General features: G+C 40.0%; 20 protein-coding genes and 1 riboswitch. All 20 genes read right to left on the bottom strand.

Annotated features, from left to right (window positions below):
* Nucleotides 1-36 precede the first annotated feature (36 nt).
* On the bottom strand, nt 37-1137 hold the full coding sequence (locus ACQKMI_RS18675; protein ID WP_427491319.1) for a lactonase family protein: 1101 nt from the start codon (nt 1135-1137) through the stop codon (nt 37-39).
* 165 nt (nt 1138-1302) lie between these two features.
* Nucleotides 1303-2295: a histidine kinase dimerization/phospho-acceptor domain-containing protein gene (locus ACQKMI_RS18670; RefSeq protein ID WP_427491317.1), complete on the bottom strand. Its 993-nt coding sequence runs from the start codon at nt 2293-2295 to the stop codon at nt 1303-1305.
* Nucleotides 2292-2963 carry a response regulator transcription factor gene (locus ACQKMI_RS18665; protein ID WP_427491315.1) on the bottom strand — a complete coding sequence of 224 codons (672 nt, stop codon included), beginning with the start codon at nt 2961-2963 and terminating at the stop codon, nt 2292-2294. The genes ACQKMI_RS18670 and ACQKMI_RS18665 overlap by 4 nt, the downstream gene beginning before the upstream one ends.
* Nucleotides 2960-3952: an alpha/beta fold hydrolase gene (locus ACQKMI_RS18660; protein ID WP_427491313.1), complete on the bottom strand. Its 993-nt coding sequence runs from the start codon at nt 3950-3952 to the stop codon at nt 2960-2962. Before ACQKMI_RS18660 ends, ACQKMI_RS18665 begins: the two co-directional genes overlap by 4 nt.
* 122 nt (nt 3953-4074) lie before the next feature.
* Nucleotides 4075-4497: a DUF1801 domain-containing protein gene (locus ACQKMI_RS18655; protein ID WP_427491312.1), complete on the bottom strand. Its 423-nt coding sequence runs from the start codon at nt 4495-4497 to the stop codon at nt 4075-4077.
* 125 nt (nt 4498-4622) lie between these two features.
* Nucleotides 4623-6434, bottom strand: a complete 1812-nt coding sequence (locus ACQKMI_RS18650; RefSeq protein WP_427491310.1) for an ABC transporter ATP-binding protein — start codon at nt 6432-6434, stop codon at nt 4623-4625.
* Nucleotides 6431-8164, bottom strand: coding sequence for an ABC transporter ATP-binding protein (locus ACQKMI_RS18645; RefSeq protein WP_427491308.1), 1734 nt, complete (start codon nt 8162-8164; stop codon nt 6431-6433). Before ACQKMI_RS18645 ends, ACQKMI_RS18650 begins: the two co-directional genes overlap by 4 nt.
* A gap of 704 nt (nt 8165-8868) precedes the next feature.
* On the bottom strand, nt 8869-9909 hold the full coding sequence (locus ACQKMI_RS18640; RefSeq protein ID WP_427491306.1) for a ribonucleotide-diphosphate reductase subunit beta: 1041 nt from the start codon (nt 9907-9909) through the stop codon (nt 8869-8871).
* A 13-nt stretch (nt 9910-9922) separates the two neighbouring features.
* Nucleotides 9923-12136 (bottom strand): ribonucleoside-diphosphate reductase subunit alpha, encoded by a 2214-nt coding sequence (locus tag ACQKMI_RS18635; RefSeq protein WP_427491304.1) that lies wholly within the window; start codon nt 12134-12136, stop codon nt 9923-9925.
* A 161-nt stretch (nt 12137-12297) separates the two neighbouring features.
* A riboswitch (cobalamin riboswitch) is annotated at nt 12298-12487 on the bottom strand.
* A gap of 109 nt (nt 12488-12596) precedes the next feature.
* The gene (locus tag ACQKMI_RS18630; protein WP_427491302.1) at nt 12597-13280 is read right to left on the bottom strand and encodes a hypothetical protein; all 684 of its coding nucleotides are present in this window, start codon (nt 13278-13280) and stop codon (nt 12597-12599) included.
* Nucleotides 13277-13771 (bottom strand): ECF transporter S component, encoded by a 495-nt coding sequence (locus tag ACQKMI_RS18625; RefSeq protein WP_427491300.1) that lies wholly within the window; start codon nt 13769-13771, stop codon nt 13277-13279. Before ACQKMI_RS18625 ends, ACQKMI_RS18630 begins: the two co-directional genes overlap by 4 nt.
* A gap of 316 nt (nt 13772-14087) precedes the next feature.
* Nucleotides 14088-14480 carry a bifunctional adenosylcobinamide kinase/adenosylcobinamide-phosphate guanylyltransferase gene (locus ACQKMI_RS18620; RefSeq protein ID WP_427491299.1) on the bottom strand — a complete coding sequence of 131 codons (393 nt, stop codon included), beginning with the start codon at nt 14478-14480 and terminating at the stop codon, nt 14088-14090.
* Nucleotides 14429-15028 carry a histidine phosphatase family protein gene (locus ACQKMI_RS18615; protein WP_427491297.1) on the bottom strand — a complete coding sequence of 200 codons (600 nt, stop codon included), beginning with the start codon at nt 15026-15028 and terminating at the stop codon, nt 14429-14431. The genes ACQKMI_RS18620 and ACQKMI_RS18615 overlap by 52 nt, the downstream gene beginning before the upstream one ends.
* Nucleotides 15001-15777: an adenosylcobinamide-GDP ribazoletransferase gene (gene cobS, locus ACQKMI_RS18610; RefSeq protein ID WP_427491295.1), complete on the bottom strand. Its 777-nt coding sequence runs from the start codon at nt 15775-15777 to the stop codon at nt 15001-15003. The genes ACQKMI_RS18615 and cobS overlap by 28 nt, the downstream gene beginning before the upstream one ends.
* Nucleotides 15778-15817: 40 nt before the next feature.
* The gene (locus ACQKMI_RS18605) at nt 15818-16393 is read right to left on the bottom strand and encodes a bifunctional adenosylcobinamide kinase/adenosylcobinamide-phosphate guanylyltransferase (protein WP_427491293.1); all 576 of its coding nucleotides are present in this window, start codon (nt 16391-16393) and stop codon (nt 15818-15820) included.
* Nucleotides 16394-16405: 12 nt separating this feature from the next.
* Complete coding sequence (locus ACQKMI_RS18600) at nt 16406-17020, bottom strand: histidine phosphatase family protein (RefSeq protein ID WP_427491291.1); 615 nt, start codon at nt 17018-17020, stop codon at nt 16406-16408.
* A 316-nt stretch (nt 17021-17336) separates the two neighbouring features.
* On the bottom strand, nt 17337-18485 hold the full coding sequence (locus ACQKMI_RS18595) for a pyridoxal phosphate-dependent aminotransferase (protein ID WP_427491289.1): 1149 nt from the start codon (nt 18483-18485) through the stop codon (nt 17337-17339).
* Nucleotides 18472-19428, bottom strand: a complete 957-nt coding sequence (cbiB, locus tag ACQKMI_RS18590) for an adenosylcobinamide-phosphate synthase CbiB (RefSeq protein WP_427491287.1) — start codon at nt 19426-19428, stop codon at nt 18472-18474. The genes ACQKMI_RS18595 and cbiB overlap by 14 nt, the downstream gene beginning before the upstream one ends.
* Nucleotides 19425-20108, bottom strand: coding sequence for an adenosylcobinamide amidohydrolase (locus tag ACQKMI_RS18585; protein WP_427491285.1), 684 nt, complete (start codon nt 20106-20108; stop codon nt 19425-19427). The genes cbiB and ACQKMI_RS18585 overlap by 4 nt, the downstream gene beginning before the upstream one ends.
* Before the next feature lie 227 nt (nt 20109-20335).
* Nucleotides 20336-20518 carry a hypothetical protein gene (locus tag ACQKMI_RS18580; protein WP_100543083.1) on the bottom strand — a complete coding sequence of 61 codons (183 nt, stop codon included), beginning with the start codon at nt 20516-20518 and terminating at the stop codon, nt 20336-20338.
* Nucleotides 20519-20867: the final 349 nt, after the last annotated feature.

Here is a 20867-nt window from a genome sequence, read left to right as displayed (position 1 = left end):
TTATCGCCTAACTTTAATTTATCCCCTAACTTAAAATCAAAGAACCGCTAATCCCTGTGAGCCAAAATAAGGGAGTTGAGCCCATATAGCAACCTGCAATCTAATTAGCCTTCCATCCTCTTGGATCGCAAAAACGGAGACTGTTCCCTGATTTCCGTTCAAGGTGTAAAAATGACGTCCATCTTTACTCACTCCAACATCCATCGGCAGTCCTGGAGCTGTACCTTGTGGTGTACTGGTAATATGCCCTGCCACAGACAATGCTCCATTGTTATCGATTCGGTAAGTGGAAATAGTGCCGCTTAAAGTATTTGTTATGAAGGCAAAACGTTCATCTCTATTCGTTATTACCCAGCATGCGGTTTTATATCCGTTTGGTACTGAGCCACTGATCACATGGAGAATCCCGTCGTTGCTCATTGAATAAGATGATAGGGCATTTGAACTTGCTTCAGTAACTAAAAGGATTCCAGAGGATAGAAAATAGGCACCCAGTGGACCGTCACCATAAGAATCATTGACGATTGGTTCTGTAACCGTACCGTTTTGATTTACGTTGAAAACGCTAAGACGGTTTGAAGTATATTCGGTTACAAGGAGCTTACTGCCATCACGTGTGAAAAGAACCTGAGCGGGCTCGGCATTGAAAGTGCTGAGAGAACGTGAGGAGCCAGCAATAGGAGTAAGGCGCCCGTGTTCATCTATCCGAAAACCCATGATGTTAGATGCAAAATTATTTGCGGCATACCCTACATTGGCAACATAGACTAGATCACCAAACACATTTACACTATTTGGCTGAGCATCTCCCGATGGCTTCACGTCAACGAGAACGGGTACACCGCTGTCATTAATGATAAAACTACTGATACTATGGCTGCCTGCGTTCACTGTGAGAAGAAAACGACCATCACGGGATAAGGTTAATGCTCCTTGTGACGTCAGGGGATCGACACCATTGTTTGGGGTTGCCGCAGAAACTTTCCTTATTCCAGTACCCCTCCCATTAGTCGGGTAGGCACCAGCGAAGCTGAGCATTCCATTCATGTCCCTGTGAAAGGCAATAACTTGGTTCATGACTTCATTATTCGTCATCATGTAAACCATACTTACACTTGCAGGGGAATTTTTGTTCATATAAACGTTCCTCCTTTTATAGCTTTATATGGTTCTTTTACGGTTTCGATTCCCTGTTTTTTATTAATAAACAACATTAGACTGGCTGTCCAATTGTTGTGCAGCAACACCTAGCTTTTTTCGATATAATAAAAAAACAACGGCAAAGTAAAAAAGCCGTTGTTTTTAGGTTGAAATAGAAAAACAAAATGAGGTCCCTTCTTCGTTGGATTGGAGTGAACAGCTAACTTGAAGAATTCTAGCGATGTCATCAATGATCTTCAAACCTAGACCCCCACTTACACAATTTTGTTCAAAGCCAACACCGTTATCCATCATGAAAATCTGATTATCTTTCATTGATATCTCAAGTTTTGTAGCTTTTGAGTGTTTCAAAGTATTTTGGAACACATTATCGAACATTCGTTGTAGCCATAGCTCATTACTTGTCCATATTACATTTGTATTCTCTGGATGATAGATTAGTTCGATGTTATGCATTCTATATAGATAGCTCCATTTTTTTATCATCGTTTCTAACAATGTCGTGAGTTGCACTTCCTCTGTAACGATATAAGAATTCTCCATTGTGTCTAAGGATTGCAAATTAAATGCATTCGTTAAGCTAGCGATATAATGAATTTGCTCATTCAAAGATTCCACCAATTTTGGTTGTTCCTTATAGTATTCTTCTAGATAAAATAATTGTAAACGGATCGCAGTTAACGGTGTATTAATGTCGTGCCTTAGCTTTTGCAGTAGCTCTTTTTGTAGCTCCTGCTGTTGTTTAAGCTCTAATTCCCGATAAGTAGTTCGCTCTATTAGTATATTAACGGACTGAATTAACTGGCCAATTTCATCCTCACTGCCAACAGCTAATGTACTCGGTATTTTTTCATTACTCGCTAAGTCACGAATCGTTTTATTGAGCATATTAATTTTCGTTAGTAATGCATTGATCGATTTCGAAAATAAAAATGCTAGCAAACATAATGATAGGAAGAACACAAATAGCATCGTTGGATAGGCGAATGATTCATGGAATGGAGTGCCTTTATTTCTAGTTTTAAAAGCGAATTCGTAAATAATAGACATCGACACACTGATCCCTAACAAGACGATTGGAACACTGACTATGGCCGTAAATAATAATAATCGATATTTAGTTTTTAATGTCATTTCTTTATGTAGGTATTTAATCGATACCCTTCTCCGTAAATATTTTGTAGGATGGTACCTGATTTATCATTCATTTTCGTTCTGATCTTTTTGATGTGAACATTGATGATATTTTGATTTCGATCTTCAAGTGGCCATAAATAGCCAAAAAAATGATCCTTCGTCAATACCCTATCCTTGTTGTCAAATAAATAAAAGAAGATTTTACGTTCGATTGCTGTTAATGAAATTTCATCATGTATATTATTTTTAAATAATTTAAGATGCTCTCTATCAATTAATAGATGCTGGATTTGTGACAATGTGCCATACTGCTGCTCTAGCATTTTCTGCATTCTTAAAAGTAACTCTCTCGGATCAAATGGTTTTGTCATATAATCTTCCCCAACAGTTAACCCTTGCAGCTTGCTCTCAATATCATTGCGAGCAGATAGAAAAATAATGGGGATATTTAAGCCAAGGCTTTTAATGTTGTTTGTCAGCTGATAGCCATCTTCCCCTGGGAGCATAATGTCCATGATGACTAAATCGACTTGATGGATGATGTTCATTATTTCTCGTCCATCAGTTTTCCAGACAACGTCGTAACCTTCACGTTGGAATATTTTTTGCATCAACTCGCCAATCATTGGGTCGTCTTCTACTATTAAAATCGTAAATCCTTTCATTTCCTCGACCTTTCTTTGTTGCCAACTTTTGTTTTCATAAATTCTATCGCAAGATTATAAATTTCATCAGGTTTATATAAATAAATACTATGAGTACCGCTTAATACTTGGACATCCGCTATGCTAATTTGCTCGGCGAATTCTGCATATTTCTGACTATGGTACTTCGTAAATTCCGAATTTTTATTTTGTTCAGCAATGGCATCTATAAATAATATCGGTGTGTCTTTTGGTTTCGGAAGCTCTTCTGATTTTAAACTATTTTCGTATACATGTAGTAGTTCATTTTTCATATCATCATTAAAAGTTTTCTTATAGGATAGAGCTTTATATATTTCTTTTTCTCTCTCAGTTAAAAACGATTGCTTCATTACTTCTGGATTATACACTTTCGAAGGTGTTAATCGATGTACGCCCAATTTCGTTAGCAAATTCATTCCTTTAACAGTCCATAAGTCGACTGCCCCCATTTCATGCTCCACATATTGACTTGGCAAACCAATATCAAGCGCAATGATTCCCTTAATTTCTTCAGGATATTTTTGTGCCCAATAAATAGCTTCAACCCCTGAAATGGAATGCGGTACTAATATATAAGGAGGCTGATTTCCACTTTTCAAGAGCGCTTCTCTCGTTTGCGCTAAAATTGTATCAATATCTCGTTCGTCCTTCGAGACATCGCTATATCCATATCCCGCTCTTTCAATAACCGCAATCTTATGTTGTTGCGAAAATTTACTGTACAGCCCTTTCATTTCATAAATGGGTGACGCAACCCCTGAACCTGCCATAAATACATACGTGTCCTGACCATTGCCTTCCGTGTAAACATTGATTTTTTGATGATCGACCTCAATTAGTGTCCCTTTATTGCCTAGAAGTTTGGATTCTTTACTTAGCTGATAACGATGATAACTGAATATCCCCACTAGTCCAATAAGCATGACTGCTATAAAATAGATAACTATTTTCTTTAAAAGTTTTTTCATAAAATGCTCCTTTCAGTTGATAATGAAAGGATAAACAATAAAAATAAATTTCTAATTAATTTTTGGGTAATTAGAAAAAAAAGCTGTCTAAAAGTGTATTACTCCACTTAGACAGCGCTTAATTATTGATCGGGATAGGACTCTTGTAAAAAGGATACAGATCGTTGGATGAGCGACTTTAATATTTCCACATCAATATCCGCTATTTTATTTATATAAACACAAGCTTTTCCTGTTGTATGTTTACCAAAAGACTTTAGTAAATTGTCTCGTTCACTGTCACCTGGCGCAAAATATAAACTGATTTTAGCTTTTCGAGGAGAGAATCCAACTAAAGGTGCATCGCCTTCATGTCCAGATTTATATTTGTAATGATATTTACCAAATCCTATAATGCTTGGCCCCCACATTTTTGCTTCATACCCTGTTACTTCAGCAAAAATATCCAATAGTCGGTAAGCATCTTCACGCTTTTTTGGATGATCCACGTTTTCAATAAATTCAATGACACTCTCATCAGTTTCTTTTGTTTTTAATTCGTACATTTTAATACCTCACCTTCTAAAGTTGAATTTTGATGCATCATAACATTTCCAAATGCCTTCCACAATAGCTAAAAACAAAAACTGCCTAATAAGTTTTTACAACTTACTAGACAGCCTCCTTTAACTTATTCCACTTGCTCCAGTAAAAGTTTTTGCTGGAGATTACTATAAATGCCTTGTTTTTGCATAAGCTGCTCGTGATTGCCCTGCTCAACAATTTCACCTTGTTGAATCACAAGGATTTGGTCGGCATTTTCGATTGTTTTTAAGCGGTGTGCAATGACAAAGCTAGTGCGCCCCTGCATTAAATGCTGGAGACCTTTTTGAATATCAACCTCTGTTTGCGTATCCACACTGGATGTAGCTTCATCCAAAATTAAAATATCTGAATTTTCAAGAATTTCCCGGGCAATAGCTAATAATTGTCGTTGACCTTGACTCAAGTTAGCCCCACCTGCCTGTACAGGTGTATCATATTGTGCTGGTAAATGCTTAATAAAATTATGGGCATTTGCGATTTTTGCCGCTTCTTCAACCTCTGCATCTGTAGCATCAAGTTTACCGAAACGAATATTTTCACGAATCGTTCCTGAGAATAAATACGTATCCTGTAGGACTACACCTACTCTTTGACGGATTGTTGCCATTTTATATTCCTCGATGTTATGACCATCAATCAAAATTTCACCTGCATCAACATCATAAAAACGAGTTAACAAATTGATAATCGTTGTTTTACCTGACCCAGTTGGACCGACAAGAGCAATGGTTTCACCCTTCTTGGCTTGGAAGCTAATATTTTTCAGTACTGGCTTCTCTGGCAAATAGCTGAAGGATACATTGCGAAATGCCACATCCCCTTTTAGACTTTGACAATCAATGGCATGCTTTTTATCTGCTACTTCCGAAGGCTCATCTAAAATTTCGAAAACTCGTTCTGCCCCTGCAATCGCCGACTGGAAGGTATTCAAAAGATTAGATAACTGATTCAATGGACGGAAAAACTGACGAGTATACGTGACAAATGCGGCGATAACCCCAACTGAAACGATCCCTTTTACCGATAAAAATGCCCCTGTGCCAATGACTACAGTTAAACCTAAGTTATTCATAAAATTATTAATTGGGCCTAGTAGACCTGAAGTAATTTCTGCTCGCTGTGCCGAGTGACGGAGATTTTCGTTCTGCTTATGGAACGTCTCAATCGTTTGTTGTTCTGTCCCAAAAAGTGTCACAACCTCTGCACCCGTAATCATTTCCTCAATATACCCGTTCAGCTGCCCTAAATCACGTTGACGTGCCGCATAGTTTTTACTACTACGTTTAACAATTTGCTTCGTCGTAAAAACAATTAGAGGAATAATAGTCAGCGTCACGATTGCTAGCTGCCAGCTTAGAGAGAACATAGCAATACTAACACCGATTACCGTTAAGATTGACGATACGATTTGTGTCACACTTTGTGCAAGTGCCGTATTTAAATTATCGATATCATTTGTCACACGGCTCATTAAATCACCGAGTGCTCGCTGATCGAAAAATCTCAGTGTTAACAATTGAAGCTTTTTAAACAGTTCAAGACGTAATGTGCGAATTGTTTTCATCGCCACATGAATCATGACATATGTTTGTAGCCACGTAAAAATAGACGCAGCTGTATAAATAACTGCTAGCACAATACCTAAACGAATCGTACCGGTAATATCTTTTTTCATAATATATTCATCAACGATATGTCCGATTAAGTACGGTCCTGCTAAGCTTAAAAATGTAGAAACTACTACAAAGAATATAGAGAAATAAAGTCCTATTTTTTGCTGCTTCACATAGTGCCACACACGATTGATCGTTGCTTTTTGATTTCTAGCCTTTTCAGCTGGTCCAGCCATACGTGGTCCGCGTCCAAAATTAATCTGCTTTGGTTGACTTTGACTCATTGTTGTACACCAGCCTTTTGCTGTGAAGCGTAAATTGCTTGGTAGAATTTATTATTCTGTAATAATTGTTGATGTGTGCCTTGACCAACAATTTCGCCGTCCTCTAATACTAAAATCAGGTCTGCCTCTTGAATAGAAGCTATTTTAGACGCTACGATAAACGTCGTTGTGTCATTATAATGAGTGCTAATAGCTTGCTGAACATGTTCTTCAGAAGCACTATCAAGAGCAGATGTTGTATCATCCAACACTAAAATAGCAGGCTGCCTAACGAGTGCACGCGTTAACGCTAATCGCTGCTTTTGACCGCCAGAGAGATTGGTTGCCCCCTGTGAAAGTTCATGCGCTAACCCTTTATCCAGTCGGTCCACAAATTCAGTGGCACATGCTGCATCTAGAGCTTGCTGTAATTCCACCGACGTTGCATCGTCCTTACCAAGACGGATATTATGGTCAATTGCACCTGAGAATAGTAATGCTTTTTGAGAAGTAAAACCGATATGTTTGCGTAAAGTGGATAATGCATAATCCTTTAGAGGCTTTCCATCCAAGTGTATTTCTCCACTTGTGGGATCAAACAAACGTGGTAATAGCTTCACTAGCGTTGATTTTCCACTACCTGTTTTTCCAATCAGACCTACCGTTTGCCCTGGCTTTACGGAAAATGTAATGTTTTTCAGAACATCCTCAGCCGACTCATAATAACGATAGCTCACATTTTGAAAGTCAATAGCCCCTTGAATTGGCGCTGTAAGTGGATTTTCCACTTCCTTGACCGCTACTTCTTTATTTAAGACGTCCACGATACGCTCTCCTGAAGGAATAGCACGTGCTATTTGCATCAATACCATACTAGAAGTCATCAATCCATTTAATATAATCGTTAAATAGTTAATAAAAGCGAGAATCACTCCAACCTTTAATGTACCGGCTTCTACTTTAATGGCCCCAAGCCAAAGTGCTGCTACAATCCCTAGATTGACAACAAACATCGTAAATGGCACGAGCACGCCAACTATTTGCTCTGCAATAATAAAGCGCTTCGTCAGCGTATCATTTAGAGCGCCAAATTGTTCAATCTGTTGCGTTTCACGACGGAACGCCTTCACAACACGAATCCCCGCTAAGTTCTCCTGAAGCTTCATATTAACACCGTCAATTGCCTCCTGCACTCGACGATACAGGACACCCGAGTACTTGGTGAAAAAGTACATCGCAATAATTAAGAGTGGCACGATAATAAGGAGTATCGAAAATAACTCACGTGCCGTCACAAAAACTATAATAACGGCTCCAATAAATAATAAAGGACCACGCACAAAAATACGCAACGTCATCATAAACGCGCGTTGAACACTTTCTACGTCACTCGTTAAAATCGTAATAAGCTTCCCTGTTGTAAAAGTGTCACGTTCCTTTGCCGAATACGTCATCATTTTTTCATAAAGTGACTGACGAACGTCCGATGCAAAATGGATAGCTGCCTTCGAACTATAATAAGAGCAGCCTATCCCACCAACAAGTCCGAATACCGCACTCATCAGCATCCAAACGAACATTTTCAGCACATACGGATTATCGCCATTCGCAATACCCGTATCAATCATATGCTGCATAATCGTCGGCTGAAGTAAATCCATCGTTACCTCTAGTACCATTAATAATGGTGCGATTAAGGTGAAAAATTTATAGGGCCCTAAAAACCCTCCTAACTGTTTTATTGCCTGCATTCTTTCTTCTCCGTTCTTTTCGTTCTTCGTTAATAATTATAACTGAAAATCATTCTCAAGTGTCAATTAATTTTTCGTGTCTCGTAATATCCGGGACACGATTGATAATAAATATACTAATTATGGTTCATCACCATAGCGTGAGGTTGATTTCCGTTCCGACCGGGCGCTTTGTCGCTGCCGCTTCGCTTTCGCGCAGATAAAACATTTGTTGTTGCTGTCGCACAGATAAAACAATTGCTGACGCTTCGCTTTCGCACAGAGCAAAGCTTCCTGGGGGCGTCCGATGAGCCGCTTGGGGCAACAGGATGTTGGTCACGAAGGCGTTATCACAGGACGTGATGGTTTTAGCCTTCGTTCCCCTACCTGCTCGTTCCAGGGTCTCGGGCCAACAGGATGTCGGTCACGAAGGCGTTATCACAGGACGTGATGCTTTTAGCCTTCGTTCCTCTATATCGCTGATCCCAAGGAGTCGCCCAGTCGTAACGAAAATCAACTAATTTACATCGTATACGTTTTTACAAATATCATCTCTAAATTTGGTAATAAGCCCTCCCAATAAAATACTTTTTGAAGTCATCAACACTAGGCTAATATTTATTTAAGAGAGGCTTGCATCCAACTATTTTCCATTTTTGAACAACTGGAAAAAAGCCATGTCAGCATTCATCACGCTAACATGGCAGTTTTTTCTCTAAAGCTTTTTACAAATCATCAAAGCCGTTATCTTCTACATTGACCTTCACATACTGGCGAGAACGCTGCTCGAAGAAATCTGTTTTCCCTAAATCAACATCCTCATATGCTTTTACCCACTTCAATGGATTTTTGCGGTAACCTTCAAATGGACGCTCTACGCCAAGCTGATTACAGCGTACGTTCGCATAGAAGTGAACATAATCATGTACATCTTCCACATCAAGGCCATCAATTTTATTGCCAATCACTTCATTAGCCCAATCGACTTCTAGCTGAACCGCTTCTCGGAAGATTTCCTGTACACGAGCTGCTCGTTCTGGTGTATCGTATTCAGGATATTCCTCTAGTAGCTCCTGATAAATTTTCACAAATAAATCGACATGTAGCTGCTCATCGCGATTAATATAGTTAATCATCGTTGATGAGGCCACCATTTTTTGATTGCGTGCTAAATGATAGAAGAACGCAAAACCTGAATAGAAGAATAAACCTTCTAAAATCACATCATAGACAATCGCTTCTAGCATATTTTCAACAGTTGGCTCCTCCGAAAATGCATGGTAGCCTTTAATAACGAACTCATTACGTCGCTCTAATACTGGCTCTGTTCGCCAAAAGTCAAACGTACGATCCTGCTCGTCTTTGTTCACAATACTTGATAGCACATAAGAATAAGAGTGATTATGGATCACCTCTTGTTGCGCTAAAATAATCATTAATGCATTTAAGCTTGAATCTGTTAAATAGTCCGCTACTTTCCCTGCAAAATCGGTTTGCACACTGTCTAATAGCGCTAGTAGGCCAATGATTTTTAAAAAGGATTCCCGTTCATCTGCTGATAGCTGTGGAAACTGCTTGACATCATTGCTCATATTAATTTCAAACGGTGTCCAGAAGTTCCCTAGCATTTTTTTATATTTAGGATAAGCCCAGCTAAAGCGCACATCATCCCAGTTTAAAATGTTAGAAGAGCGCCCGTTCACAATTCCTGTTGAACGGTTTGGCGCTTCCTTATCCATAATTTGTCGTTTTGTAATAGTTGTCATTATTAACTTCCTCCTAGCTTGCGCAAGACTCACATTCTAGCAATTCTACAGACGTTGAGCGTACATAATATGTCGTTTTCACGCCGCTCGCCCAAGCATTCATATGCAATGCTAGTAAATCTTTCGCCTTAATCGTATTTTGAACGTATAAATTAAGTGAAATGCCTTGGTCGATATGACGTGCTCGTGCAGCATTTTGCTTGATTGTCCAATTTTGATCAATGAAATAAGCAGATTTATAATACCAAGTTGTCACAGGTGATAGATCTGGTACTGTTACCGGAATTTTGTAATCCTTCTTCTCCTCTGAATAACTCTTTTGGAAGATAGGATCAATCGTAGCCGTACTGCCCGCTAAAATGGATGTTGATGAGTTCGGTGCAACCGCCATGACATAACCGTTACGCATTCCTTTTTCAGCAACCGCTGCACGTAACTCGTTCCATTTATGACTGTCGTAGCCACGTTTGTCAAAATATGCACCAGTATGCCAATCCGAGCCTTCAAATAGTGGGTATGCCCCTTTTTCACATGCTAAATTGTTTGAAGCACGAATCGTTAAATACGCAATTTGCTCATAAAGCTTGTCCGCAAATTCCACAGCTTCCTCAGACTCCCATTGAATTTCTTTCAAAGCTAATAAATGATGCCAGCCAAATGTTCCAAGCCCAATACCACGGTAGCGTAAGTTTGTACGCTCTGCTTGTTTTACTGGAATTGTATTAAGTGCAATAACGTTATCTAACATACGTACTTGAATCGGGATCAATCGTTCTAAAACACCAGCCGGTACAGCTCTACCTAAATTGATAGATGATAAGTTACATACAACGAAATCTCCAGGCTTGCGACGTGTTACGATGACATCATCTTCTAGGGTAATAGACTCGAATTCAGTCGCAGACATATTTTGGAAAATTTCTGTACACAAGTTCGAACTGTAAATCATCCCTTCATGCTTATTCGGGTTCATGCGATTCACTTCATCTCGATAGAACATAAACGGCACGCCTGTTTCAAGCTGTGAGCGCATAATTCGCTTCATAATATCAATCGCTGGCACGACTTCACGACTTAATAATGGATTCGCGATACATTCCGCATATTTAGTACGGAAAGAGCCATCACCCTTTTTCTCATCGTAGTAATCCTCTAATGAAAAGCCCATAACTTCTCGCACTTCATGTGGATCAAATAAATGCCATTCCCCGCGCTCTTCAACCGTTTCCATAAATAAATCCGGTAAGCATAGTCCTGTGAAAATATCATGGGCACGCAAACGCTCATCCCCATTGTTTAAGCGTAAATCTAAAAACGTAAAGACGTCTTTATGCCAAACATCTAAATAGACAGCAATAGCTCCTTGTCGTTGACCGAGCTGATCGACTGAAACCGCCGTATTATTAAGCTGTTTAATCCATGGTAAAACGCCACTTGATGCGCCTTTAAAGCCTTTAATTGATGAGCCTCGGCTACGAATTTTGCCCATATAAACGCCAATGCCACCGCCGTATTTCGATAATGTAGCGACATCTGTATTCGTGTCATAAATACTTTGTAAACTATCATCTACTGTATCGATAAAGCAGCTAGATAGCTGGCCATGTGTTTTACCTGCATTCGATAAAGTCGGTGTGGCAACAGTCATATATAAACTACTCATTGCCCAGTAAGATTCACGTACTTTTTCTAAACGATTTTCTGTTTCATCTTGCATAAGGGTCATCGCAATGACCATCCAGCGTTCCTGTGGTAGCTCCACTGGTGTTTTCGTGTAATCACGGACTACATAGCGGTCCATTAATGTTTTTAAGCCAATATACGTAAACAATTCATCTCGACTTGATTCTAAATAGGAAGCGAGTTCTTGAAGATCCTGCTCACTATATTTTGTTGTTAAACATTCATGATACAAACCAGCTTCTGTATAGCGTGCTAATTGTTCTGGGAAACCTTTATAAACATCCTGCACTGAAACGCCACGGCGCATTGCAAATTGATCATACAGTTTTTCTAAATAAACTTGAGCTGCGACAAATGTCCAGTAAGGCTCCTCCTCATCAATTAGGCTAAGCGTTTGTAAAATCATCGCATCCGCCCATGCTTCAAATGTCGCATTGTCGTTTTTTCGTAGCCATCGATCCGATAATCTTACAAAACTTTCGAGTTCATCCTCCGTATAACTTTTCTTGAGCTTAGCAATTTGCTGTTCGATTTGAATTGTCATGTATACATTCTCTCCCTTTCTTTCTCCAGCAACACAAAAAGCGATCACGCAACATCTATCGGTTACGTGATCGCTGTAAAATCGGAAATGGAAATGAAGGACATGCACACTAAGAAGTGGACAAATCTCTCGCCTCCACTTCTCAATCCCCGAAGAATGTGTTGCTGTCTTGAACAAGTTGGCAGGTCTCCTGGCTCATGCTTCCTCCAAATGATAGCCTTCCCGTTCTTCACAGTGGCCTTTTCATCATTTGTCAGCACTTACAGTTGCGGGGACAGCTTCGGCCTAAGATGACTCTTTTCCGAATTCCCTTTTAAACCATATTTGGTACCGCTCGTCCAAACTACTATATATTGTGTTTTAACTCCTAAACAAATCTAACATATTGTGTTTACACTTGCAATAGGCGTTTTGCCCCTTAAAATTTTTAAAGTGCTACTTTTTCTCGAAGCAAGCCCGATTACAATGCAGTTTTACGTAGTTTTTCAAAATTTCTAGGAAAATATTTTTGTGCTAGCTGCTCTTTTTCTGAATCAATTCCTAGCAAAACTACTGCACATGGACCAGCCGTTTTCTCAACATCTAATGAACTTTTGATCTGTTGCTCGCCAAAAAGTCGGGTAAATTCTGCTTGTAGACCTTTTGACCCTACTGGCCATACTTGCTGCACGAGCCCCTCTTTCCACGCTTGAAAAATAGGTTCCAGCTGTGCGACATCCTCAGGCTGTCCAAGGATTTCATTGCCTACAAGTGGCAGACCATATGTGTACCAACTTAGCTGCTCATGCTTAGTTGCTATGCGTTTTTGCTGCTCCCCAAGCATCGTGATTGACAAACCTGATTGTAAAGTTGGCATATTAGTCTCTGAACTACCGTCTATTGGTGGACAAAAAAGACCAGCCTCATCAAAAACTTGCTGAATACCTGCAACATAACGAGACCATGCAGCATCCCCTGTAAAATTAGCAAGTAAAATATGCCTTGGTAAAGCATTTGCAGCAAGCTGCTCTAAAAATGTAACACGTGCGGTAAAATATGCCGTAAGTTGATCTGGAGCAGACACAACATCTTGTATCTTTTCGCCAATTGCTGCGGCATTATCTGTTGTCGCAATCAGCTCACCTATTTTCATTGCATTTCTCAATGGACTCGACCTTCCTTACGCACAAACACCTTCGACAGAATTGGCATCACAACCGCAACGATCACTAAATTTATGAGTGTTGCCAGCGGAAGACTAGTCAATGACGTCCAGTAAAATGCCGGACTAATGATAAAGTAAAATGGTAAAGGTGCCACGACACCATTTAATATAAGTGCCACAGGCCATTTCCAGAAATGCATTCCTTTTTTATGCATAACTCCAAAGATCCATACAACGATAAACATTTCCAATGCGATAATTATATGTAGTGGTCCTAGAGGGAAGCCCGTAGTCAAGGCTGAGATAAAATGCCCAATGACTCCCGCAACACCAGCTAATACTGGTGATAAAAATACAACGCTCAAAAATGCAGGTGCAGAGTCAAGCGCTGCAGTTGTAATAAATGCAGGAATTTTAATAACTGCACCTACTGCACAAATTGCTGCTACCATGGCAGTGAGCGTCAATTTCATCAATTTTTGTCGATCCATTCCATTTCCTCTTTCTTTTTATATTTGGCTCGTCAACATATCGTAGGTTGATTTCCGTTCCGGCTGGGCGCTTTGTTGCTGCCGCTTCGCTTTCGCACAGAAAACATTCGCTTCGCTGCAGGGTCTCGGGCCAACACTATGTTGGTCACGAAGGCGTTATCACAGGATGTGATGGTTTTAGCCTTCGTTCCTTTATTGCTGATCCCCGAGGTGTCGCCCAGCCTCCACTCCAATCAACTTATATACATAGCATGTATCTTTGCATTTGTCATCCCCACTTTTGTAAAGAGCCTTACAAATTCTTCAAGTCACTATATTATTTAATTTGTTCCCCAATACCGTACCAAATGCGTACGACTTGTTCGGCTTCAGCAAATAATGCCTGGTACAAACGCCCACATGTATCACGCAATAATCGTGCCTGTTTGTCCATCGGCACAACGCCACGTCCCATATCGGTCACTATTATATATAAGGTACAATTTTCTTCAAGGGTCTTTAGTCTTGTCAAAATGGTTCTGACAAGGGGCTCATCATCTTCAAGATCTTGTGTCACAAGCCATTTCTCTATATTTTTAATAACTAGTACATCACAGGTAAGAGTGCCATTAGGTAGAGTACCATCCACTAGCTCAACGTTTTGACCTGCAAGTAATTTCATGACGTAGTCGGTTTTCCCACTATATGCTCCTCCGATAAAGACATGCATCTTGCTCCCTCCTCCCAAGCCTTTCTTGTAAACGTTAAAGAAAACATTTTATCATGCGGTGTTTGATACGACCAAAAAGGTTGCTCAGTTGGTGCAAAGGCTACGAGAAGTGCTCGAATAACGCCACCATGGACGACGAGATGACACACATCTTCCCCTTTTGGTAATGCAGTGAACCCTTCCAAAACACGTGCACAAAAGTCATCAAAACCTTCCCCCTTTGGAGGAGGTGACTGTACAGGATCATCTAACCATGCACAATATCGATTATCCGATTTTAAGTCCTCGTATGTTCGCCCTTCAAATTCTCCGAAATTCGACTCTCGAAATCTCCTATCAGACACGTATATTGCATTCGGGAAATAACGGGCCGCGGTTTCCCTACAGCGCAGTAAATCACTACCATACACCTTCGTGACCTCTTGATCTACAATAGGGAGTAAAGATGCATCAGCTAATAAAGAATCGGTCCAGCCGATATAACGCTTCTCTAAATTTTCCTTTGTTGGTGCATGTCTCATTAAGTGCACAGTAACAACGTCACCCATAGTACAACCTCCATTCCTTCAATTGATGCACCGAGTAAATCCCCAGAAACACCGCCAAAGTTGCGCACTGTAAATTGCCGAAAGACTAAAAAGGCAATCGCTAATACAGCCATCAACACGAATGGAACAATTGTGAAGCCCGTTACAATCAACAAGCTACTGTACGCAACAACTAATGTTAATAGCATAAAGCAGATAAGTAAACCTGGCTTAATATGTGTTTTAAAAAAGTAGGCAAGCCCCTTTTCCTTTGAACACTTGAGCGACATAAAATAAAAGCTCATACCTACTCGTGTTAGTAACGGAATAAACACAAGCATCCACAGTGCTAATTTATGCTGTACGAATAGCTCATGCAGTATCACAAATTTACCAAGCACTAAAAATAACACTGAAAGCACACCAAATGCCCCAACGCGTGGATCATCTAAAATCTCAAGCCGCTTCTCACGATCTCGATAGGAAAAATAAGCATCTCCCATATCAATAAAACCGTCTAAATGTAATCCACCAGTAAATAAGGCAAATAATCCAATAATCACAAAGGCAAGTAAAACCTCACTACTTGCCGTCCATTCCGTTAAACAATAGATCACTGCTGCCACTGCTGTACCCATGAGTGCCCCTATCCATGGCAAAAAGGCGAACATCCCTGTAATCGTTGCTTTCGTTAAAGGAATTTCTTTATGTACCGGCAAAACTGTAAAAAATTGAAATGCAAGTTGCATACTATGCCAGAAATTTTTCATCGTCTTGCCTACCTTTTTTTTATTTTTAAAGCGTCATTCATTATTTCCATTTCTTAACGACACCATAATTTATTTCATACGCCTCATCCGCTAAAGACACGAACCATTGATGTAATTTCCCAAGCATTTGTCGGTATAATTCGACTTCCTCGTTCGTATATGGAGGCTCATCGAATAATTCATTTGAGACGATAAAAAACGTCACTCTTTTCTCAAGTAACGTCCCTACCGCCTTTTTTAAAACCTCAACCTTCTTTTCTAAACAGCCGGGTTGTTCCACACATGGAGTACCCGCATCAAAACCCTCGTAAAACGCATTTGTCAGCCATGTCGTAACACAGTCCCATAACACGACATCTCCATCGGTCAGTTTATGCAAGGTATCTGCGATGTCATAAGGTGCTTCTATCGTCAGCCACTCGATATTTTGCGCTTGTCTGTCTGCTTGATGTCGTATGATCCGCTTCTCCATTTCACGATCCAACGCTACTCCGGAAGCAATATAAATAAGTCGTTGCGCTTGCATAAACTTTGTTTGATAGTGAGTAACAGCCGATTTTTCAGCAAAGTGGGATTTACCACTGCGTACTCCCCCAGTAATGAAAATCAGTGGCAATGTTTACGCCTCCTATTGTAAATGTTGAATGTTACCGATCTCTTTAACGAGCCATTGTTGATCGACTTGTTCAATAATCGTTACACTTGTACCATTAATAAATGGCTCTGCCCACAGCTGATCGACATTTCGCCCTAAAATAGCGTTAATGATACATTTAATCGTTACAGCGTGGGACACAATTAACACATTATTCTCGGGATATTTTTCTGCTATTTTCTTTAAAGAAAACATCGCTCGTTCTGTTACCGTATCAAAGCTTTCCGTATGAGTTGCGACGAATTGTCCAGGATAATCGGTATATAATTCATAATCAGAATGAGAAGTCATGATGTCCTCGACTTTTTTTCCTTGCCAATCTCCTAAAAAAATCTCGCGTAAATTATCCTCATAATTAATTGGAAGCTGTCGTTCAGTTAGAAGAATTTGCATCGTTTCCTTAGCACGACCACTTGAACTGCTAAATGCCGCTGTAAAAGAAATATTTTTCAAATGATCCCGAAGTTTTTCTGTCTGTAAAATACCATTTTCGGATAACGGCGAATCTAACCATCCCTGTAGTCGTTGCTCTTTATTCCACATTGTTTCCCCATGTCTTACTAAATAAAAAGTCGTCAACTTTCTCACCCCTAATTTGCAATCAATTATGCCTCGGCTGAGTCCGGAATCGGCTTTGTGCTTAGGCCTGCACGAGGGCCGACACGATGTCGGTCATTTCTGTAATGCCACAGGACGTTGCGTTTTTACCGATGCAGGTCAGTTAGCCGTTATCGCATGGATGCGATGATTTTAGGCTAACATCCCCTAAGAACTCCTATCCGATTCTGTGACATCCGCCGGAGGCTTTGTGCCATCAGATGTCTTTTGCGCGAAAGCGTAGTGCTAACGCAGCGTCAGCTACATGTGTTTTTTGTACCGAAAGCGTAGCGACAGGTACAGGTGTTTAGATACCCGCTGAAAAGCAGCTTAAATCTGCATTCATATCACCATCTATAGAGGTGGGAGACTTCTGCTGAATGAAGTTAAACCACGTCTGTAAACAATTCTGTAAATATGTCATGGCTACAATATCTTTAATCCCAATACGGAACCATTCACCATTTAAGCCCATAAAGTTTTTTGTATGACGCAGCACGACGCCCTTTGATAAACAATATGTAAAAAATGTATCTGCTTGCTGATTTTTCGGTAATGCAAAACATACATAATTCGTTACACTATTTGTCACCTGGCAACCATGTTCCTGTAAATAGCGCTGTAGCGATTCTCGTTGATTTTTAGCATAGGTAATGGCTTGCTCACAATATGCGCGTTCATCTAAACAACCTGTCCCGATAACGAGGGCAAAGGCATTTAAGTTCCAATGCGGCAGAATATCCTTTAGCTCAGTAACAACTACTGGGTTCGCCACTAAATAGCCTAGGCGTAATCCTGGAATCGCATACATTTTTGTCATCGAACGAACGACAATCAAATGAGGTTTTTCTGCCACATACTGGATTAATGAATAAGCTTCATCTACCCAGTCAATAAATGCCTCATCAATGACAAGCTCACAATTGACCTTTGCACCGTGAGAGATTAATTCGAGAAGCTCCTCTTTCTTTGGAAGCACCCCTGTTGGATTGTTCGGTGTACAAATATATAAAGCATCCGCGTTTACCATTTCACGCTTCAGATGCTCCATCGGCAATGTGTAGTGTACAATATCCTCTACAATAATTGGCACAATTTCAGCGCCTGCAGCTGTTAATGTTCGTTCATATTCTGAAAAAGTTGGATGTACGATAATAACACGCTTATTGGCGTAGCGTCTAACTAAAACACTAAATAGCTCAGATGCACCATTACCTAGTAATATAGAATCTTTTGGGACGGCATGAAAAGCTGCCACCTTTGATAAAAACGGTTCACCGTCCGGATCTGGGTAACGTTGAATAAGCGGATAAAATGTTCGCCAACGTGCCTCAACAAACGGAGGAGGCCCTGCTGAATTCACATTTTCACTAAAATCATACACCTCTTCGGGCATAACAAGCCCTAGCTGATGATAAACATTTTGCGGATTTGCTCCGTGATTAGGTAATTGCAAAAATTAACACCTCCACTGATATCATTACAAGCGTAAAGAGCAAGGTCGCGATGCGCATATGTATCACTGACGTTGCAATATGCTCTTTTGTTAATGGGACTAATTTCTCGCCCATTATTGCTCGATTAGAAACGACTCCCTTATATGTATTTTTTCCACCAAGCTGTACACCTAATTGAACAGCTGTAGCTGCTTCTAAATAACCACTGTTAGGACTTGGATGCTTTTTCGCATCTTGTGCCCATCGTTTTAAGCGCTTCCCGAGAGATACATTCGTTTCATTTTTCGTCCCTAGCACCATCAGTAGGCCTGTTAATCGACTCGGAATAAAGTTTAGTATATCGTCTAGCTTTGCTGCAAACATACCAAAATCTTTATATTGTTCATTTTTATAGCCAATCATAGAGTCTAGCGTATTAACAGCTTTATAACCCCATAACCCAATAGCACCAAATAAAAAGGCGTAAAATAATGGAGCTGTTACGCCATCACTCGTATTTTCTGAGACTGTTTCCACAACACCACGAACAATTTCATCCTCGTCAAGTTTTTCCGTATCACGCCCAACTATCCAGGAAAGCTTCACTCGAGCTTCAGCAAAATTGCCTTTGACGAGCGGTTCATAGACAGCCATCGCCGCTTCCTTCAAACTACGCTGTGCTAGTCCAATCCCAATAAGTAAGCCCTCAACCACTATGCCAAATAGGAGGCTAACCTTATAGCTTAGTAGCATAATGGCCGTCACAACAAACATCGTTGTACCAACTACAGCAAGCGCCATCACCATGCCACGAAATTTCCTCATTCTCCCTTTATTCCATAACTCTGTTTGAGATTGAATGAGCTTTCCAATCCAGCGTACTGGATGAGGCATTTTAGGAGGATCACCCACTATTAAATCAAAAACAAGCCCAATGATACAGGCAATCACCAGTGCCATCATAACGGATTCTCCTCTTTATCTTTTTTATATTTTTGAATGGCCTCACGCATCGTTTCATAAACACCGTGGCCAATGACTTTTCCAAGCATCGTAATCGGCCCAGCATATTGATGGTAGTCACCTTCCTCTGTTGAAGCAATCAACAAGCTATCCGTTGAAGTACCTGTAGCTTGTGTACCCGTTGTTGGATCTGTGATGCCTTCATCAATAAGTGCCTTAACCTTTGCCTCTGTCGTAGAAATCATCGCTTGAAATAATGCTTCATCTGACAATCTCCCATTTATTAGTACCCACGTATTAATAGTTCCCGCATGATACTGCTCCTGACGATGAAAAGCTCGCGTAATATCGACTGCATTGCCAAGACCAGCAGTAATCATGATGACAAGATGAATCCCTTCATATGTAAACTCACGGACTGTCGCATACCGAGCATAGACTGCCGTCATCATCGCCACCGTCTTGTCAATGGGAAAGCCCTCAGACTGTAAAAACCGTTGCAATTCTAGCTGTGGTTTTCGTTCATCATACGTATAGGGCACCGAACGATTAATTAAATGAGTAAAAAAGCCAAAGCCCGGATTATGTACTGCTGAGGATACGACCTTCATTGGTGAATCTGTTTGGATAGCCACATACTGGTCGGAAATATGAATATCCTCCTTGCGAAGTACTGGCATGATTTCTCCTCCTATTCTATGTGTTGGGCATTGTTAACGAAAATAAAAAAACAAATTCTTACAAAGAAGAATTTGTACTGTTTATACTTAAATTAATCATCTTTCCCCAATTTAATCCTTTTGAATTTTCGCACAGCATCGCAACTTCATAATACTCAAATTATTTATTTTTTTGAAATTGTATCATAAATTCGCAGGTTATCACAATTCAATTTCGAGATATTCCGTTATTGTCTTTGTTTTAAAGTTTTAAAACGAATAACGGATCCCGCAATAATAAATACCCAACCAATACCGATATAGACAATTTTCATTGTTTTAGTCGAGGACGGTAAAATATCCATGATCGTTAAACAAACAAATAGTATGCCAATCATTGATAGAAACATACCAATCGATAATTTTTTCAAAAGAAAAACCTCCAATCTTGTACGCCCTCGATTTTACCGTATTCTCGCCAAAAAGAAAACACTAATCCGTTTCAAGGATTAGCGTTTGTCCCGCATTAACGGGCCGTATTTTTTCTGTATTGAAAATGAATCCTCAAATACATGACCTCTATCCATGAATCAAGCGACGTTTAACTGCCCGTAAATGCCCGATTGGTGAACACTAATAATCAGTGGGGATAAAGTATTCCCCACTGATTAAAGTTTCACTTTATCCCGCATTAACGGGCCGTATTTTTTCTGTATTGAAAATGAATCCTCAAATACATGACCTCTATCCATGAATCAAGCGACGTTTAACTGCCCGTAA

The organism is Lysinibacillus sp. NPDC097214 (genome assembly GCF_050277945.1).
Classification (GTDB): Bacteria; Bacillota; Bacilli; order Bacillales_A; family Planococcaceae; genus Lysinibacillus; species Lysinibacillus xylanilyticus_B.
The sequence above is the reverse complement of the archived record's forward strand: the minus strand, read 5'-3'. Positions and strand labels throughout refer to the sequence as shown.

Bases quoted from the DNA above. Each gene is read 5' to 3' on its own strand.
- ACQKMI_RS18675 (WP_427491319.1), bottom strand. From the start codon at position 1,137: ATGAACAAAAATTCCCCTGCAAGTGTAAGTATGGTTTACATGATGACG.
- ACQKMI_RS18670 (WP_427491317.1), bottom strand. From the start codon at position 2,295: ATGACATTAAAAACTAAATATCGATTATTATTATTTACGGCCATAGTC.
- ACQKMI_RS18665 (WP_427491315.1), bottom strand. From the start codon at position 2,963: ATGAAAGGATTTACGATTTTAATAGTAGAAGACGACCCAATGATTGGC.
- ACQKMI_RS18660 (WP_427491313.1), bottom strand. From the start codon at position 3,952: ATGAAAAAACTTTTAAAGAAAATAGTTATCTATTTTATAGCAGTCATG.
- ACQKMI_RS18655 (WP_427491312.1), bottom strand. From the start codon at position 4,497: ATGTACGAATTAAAAACAAAAGAAACTGATGAGAGTGTCATTGAATTT.
- ACQKMI_RS18650 (WP_427491310.1), bottom strand. From the start codon at position 6,434: ATGAGTCAAAGTCAACCAAAGCAGATTAATTTTGGACGCGGACCACGT.
- ACQKMI_RS18645 (WP_427491308.1), bottom strand. From the start codon at position 8,164: ATGCAGGCAATAAAACAGTTAGGAGGGTTTTTAGGGCCCTATAAATTT.
- ACQKMI_RS18640 (WP_427491306.1), bottom strand. From the start codon at position 9,909: ATGACAACTATTACAAAACGACAAATTATGGATAAGGAAGCGCCAAAC.
- ACQKMI_RS18635 (WP_427491304.1), bottom strand. From the start codon at position 12,136: ATGACAATTCAAATCGAACAGCAAATTGCTAAGCTCAAGAAAAGTTAT.
- ACQKMI_RS18625 (WP_427491300.1), bottom strand. From the start codon at position 13,771: ATGGATCGACAAAAATTGATGAAATTGACGCTCACTGCCATGGTAGCA.
- ACQKMI_RS18620 (WP_427491299.1), bottom strand. From the start codon at position 14,480: ATGCATGTCTTTATCGGAGGAGCATATAGTGGGAAAACCGACTACGTC.
- ACQKMI_RS18615 (WP_427491297.1), bottom strand. From the start codon at position 15,028: ATGGGTGACGTTGTTACTGTGCACTTAATGAGACATGCACCAACAAAG.
- cobS (WP_427491295.1), bottom strand. From the start codon at position 15,777: ATGAAAAATTTCTGGCATAGTATGCAACTTGCATTTCAATTTTTTACA.
- cbiB (WP_427491287.1), bottom strand. From the start codon at position 19,428: ATGATGGCACTGGTGATTGCCTGTATCATTGGGCTTGTTTTTGATTTA.
- ACQKMI_RS18585 (WP_427491285.1), bottom strand. From the start codon at position 20,108: ATGCCAGTACTTCGCAAGGAGGATATTCATATTTCCGACCAGTATGTG.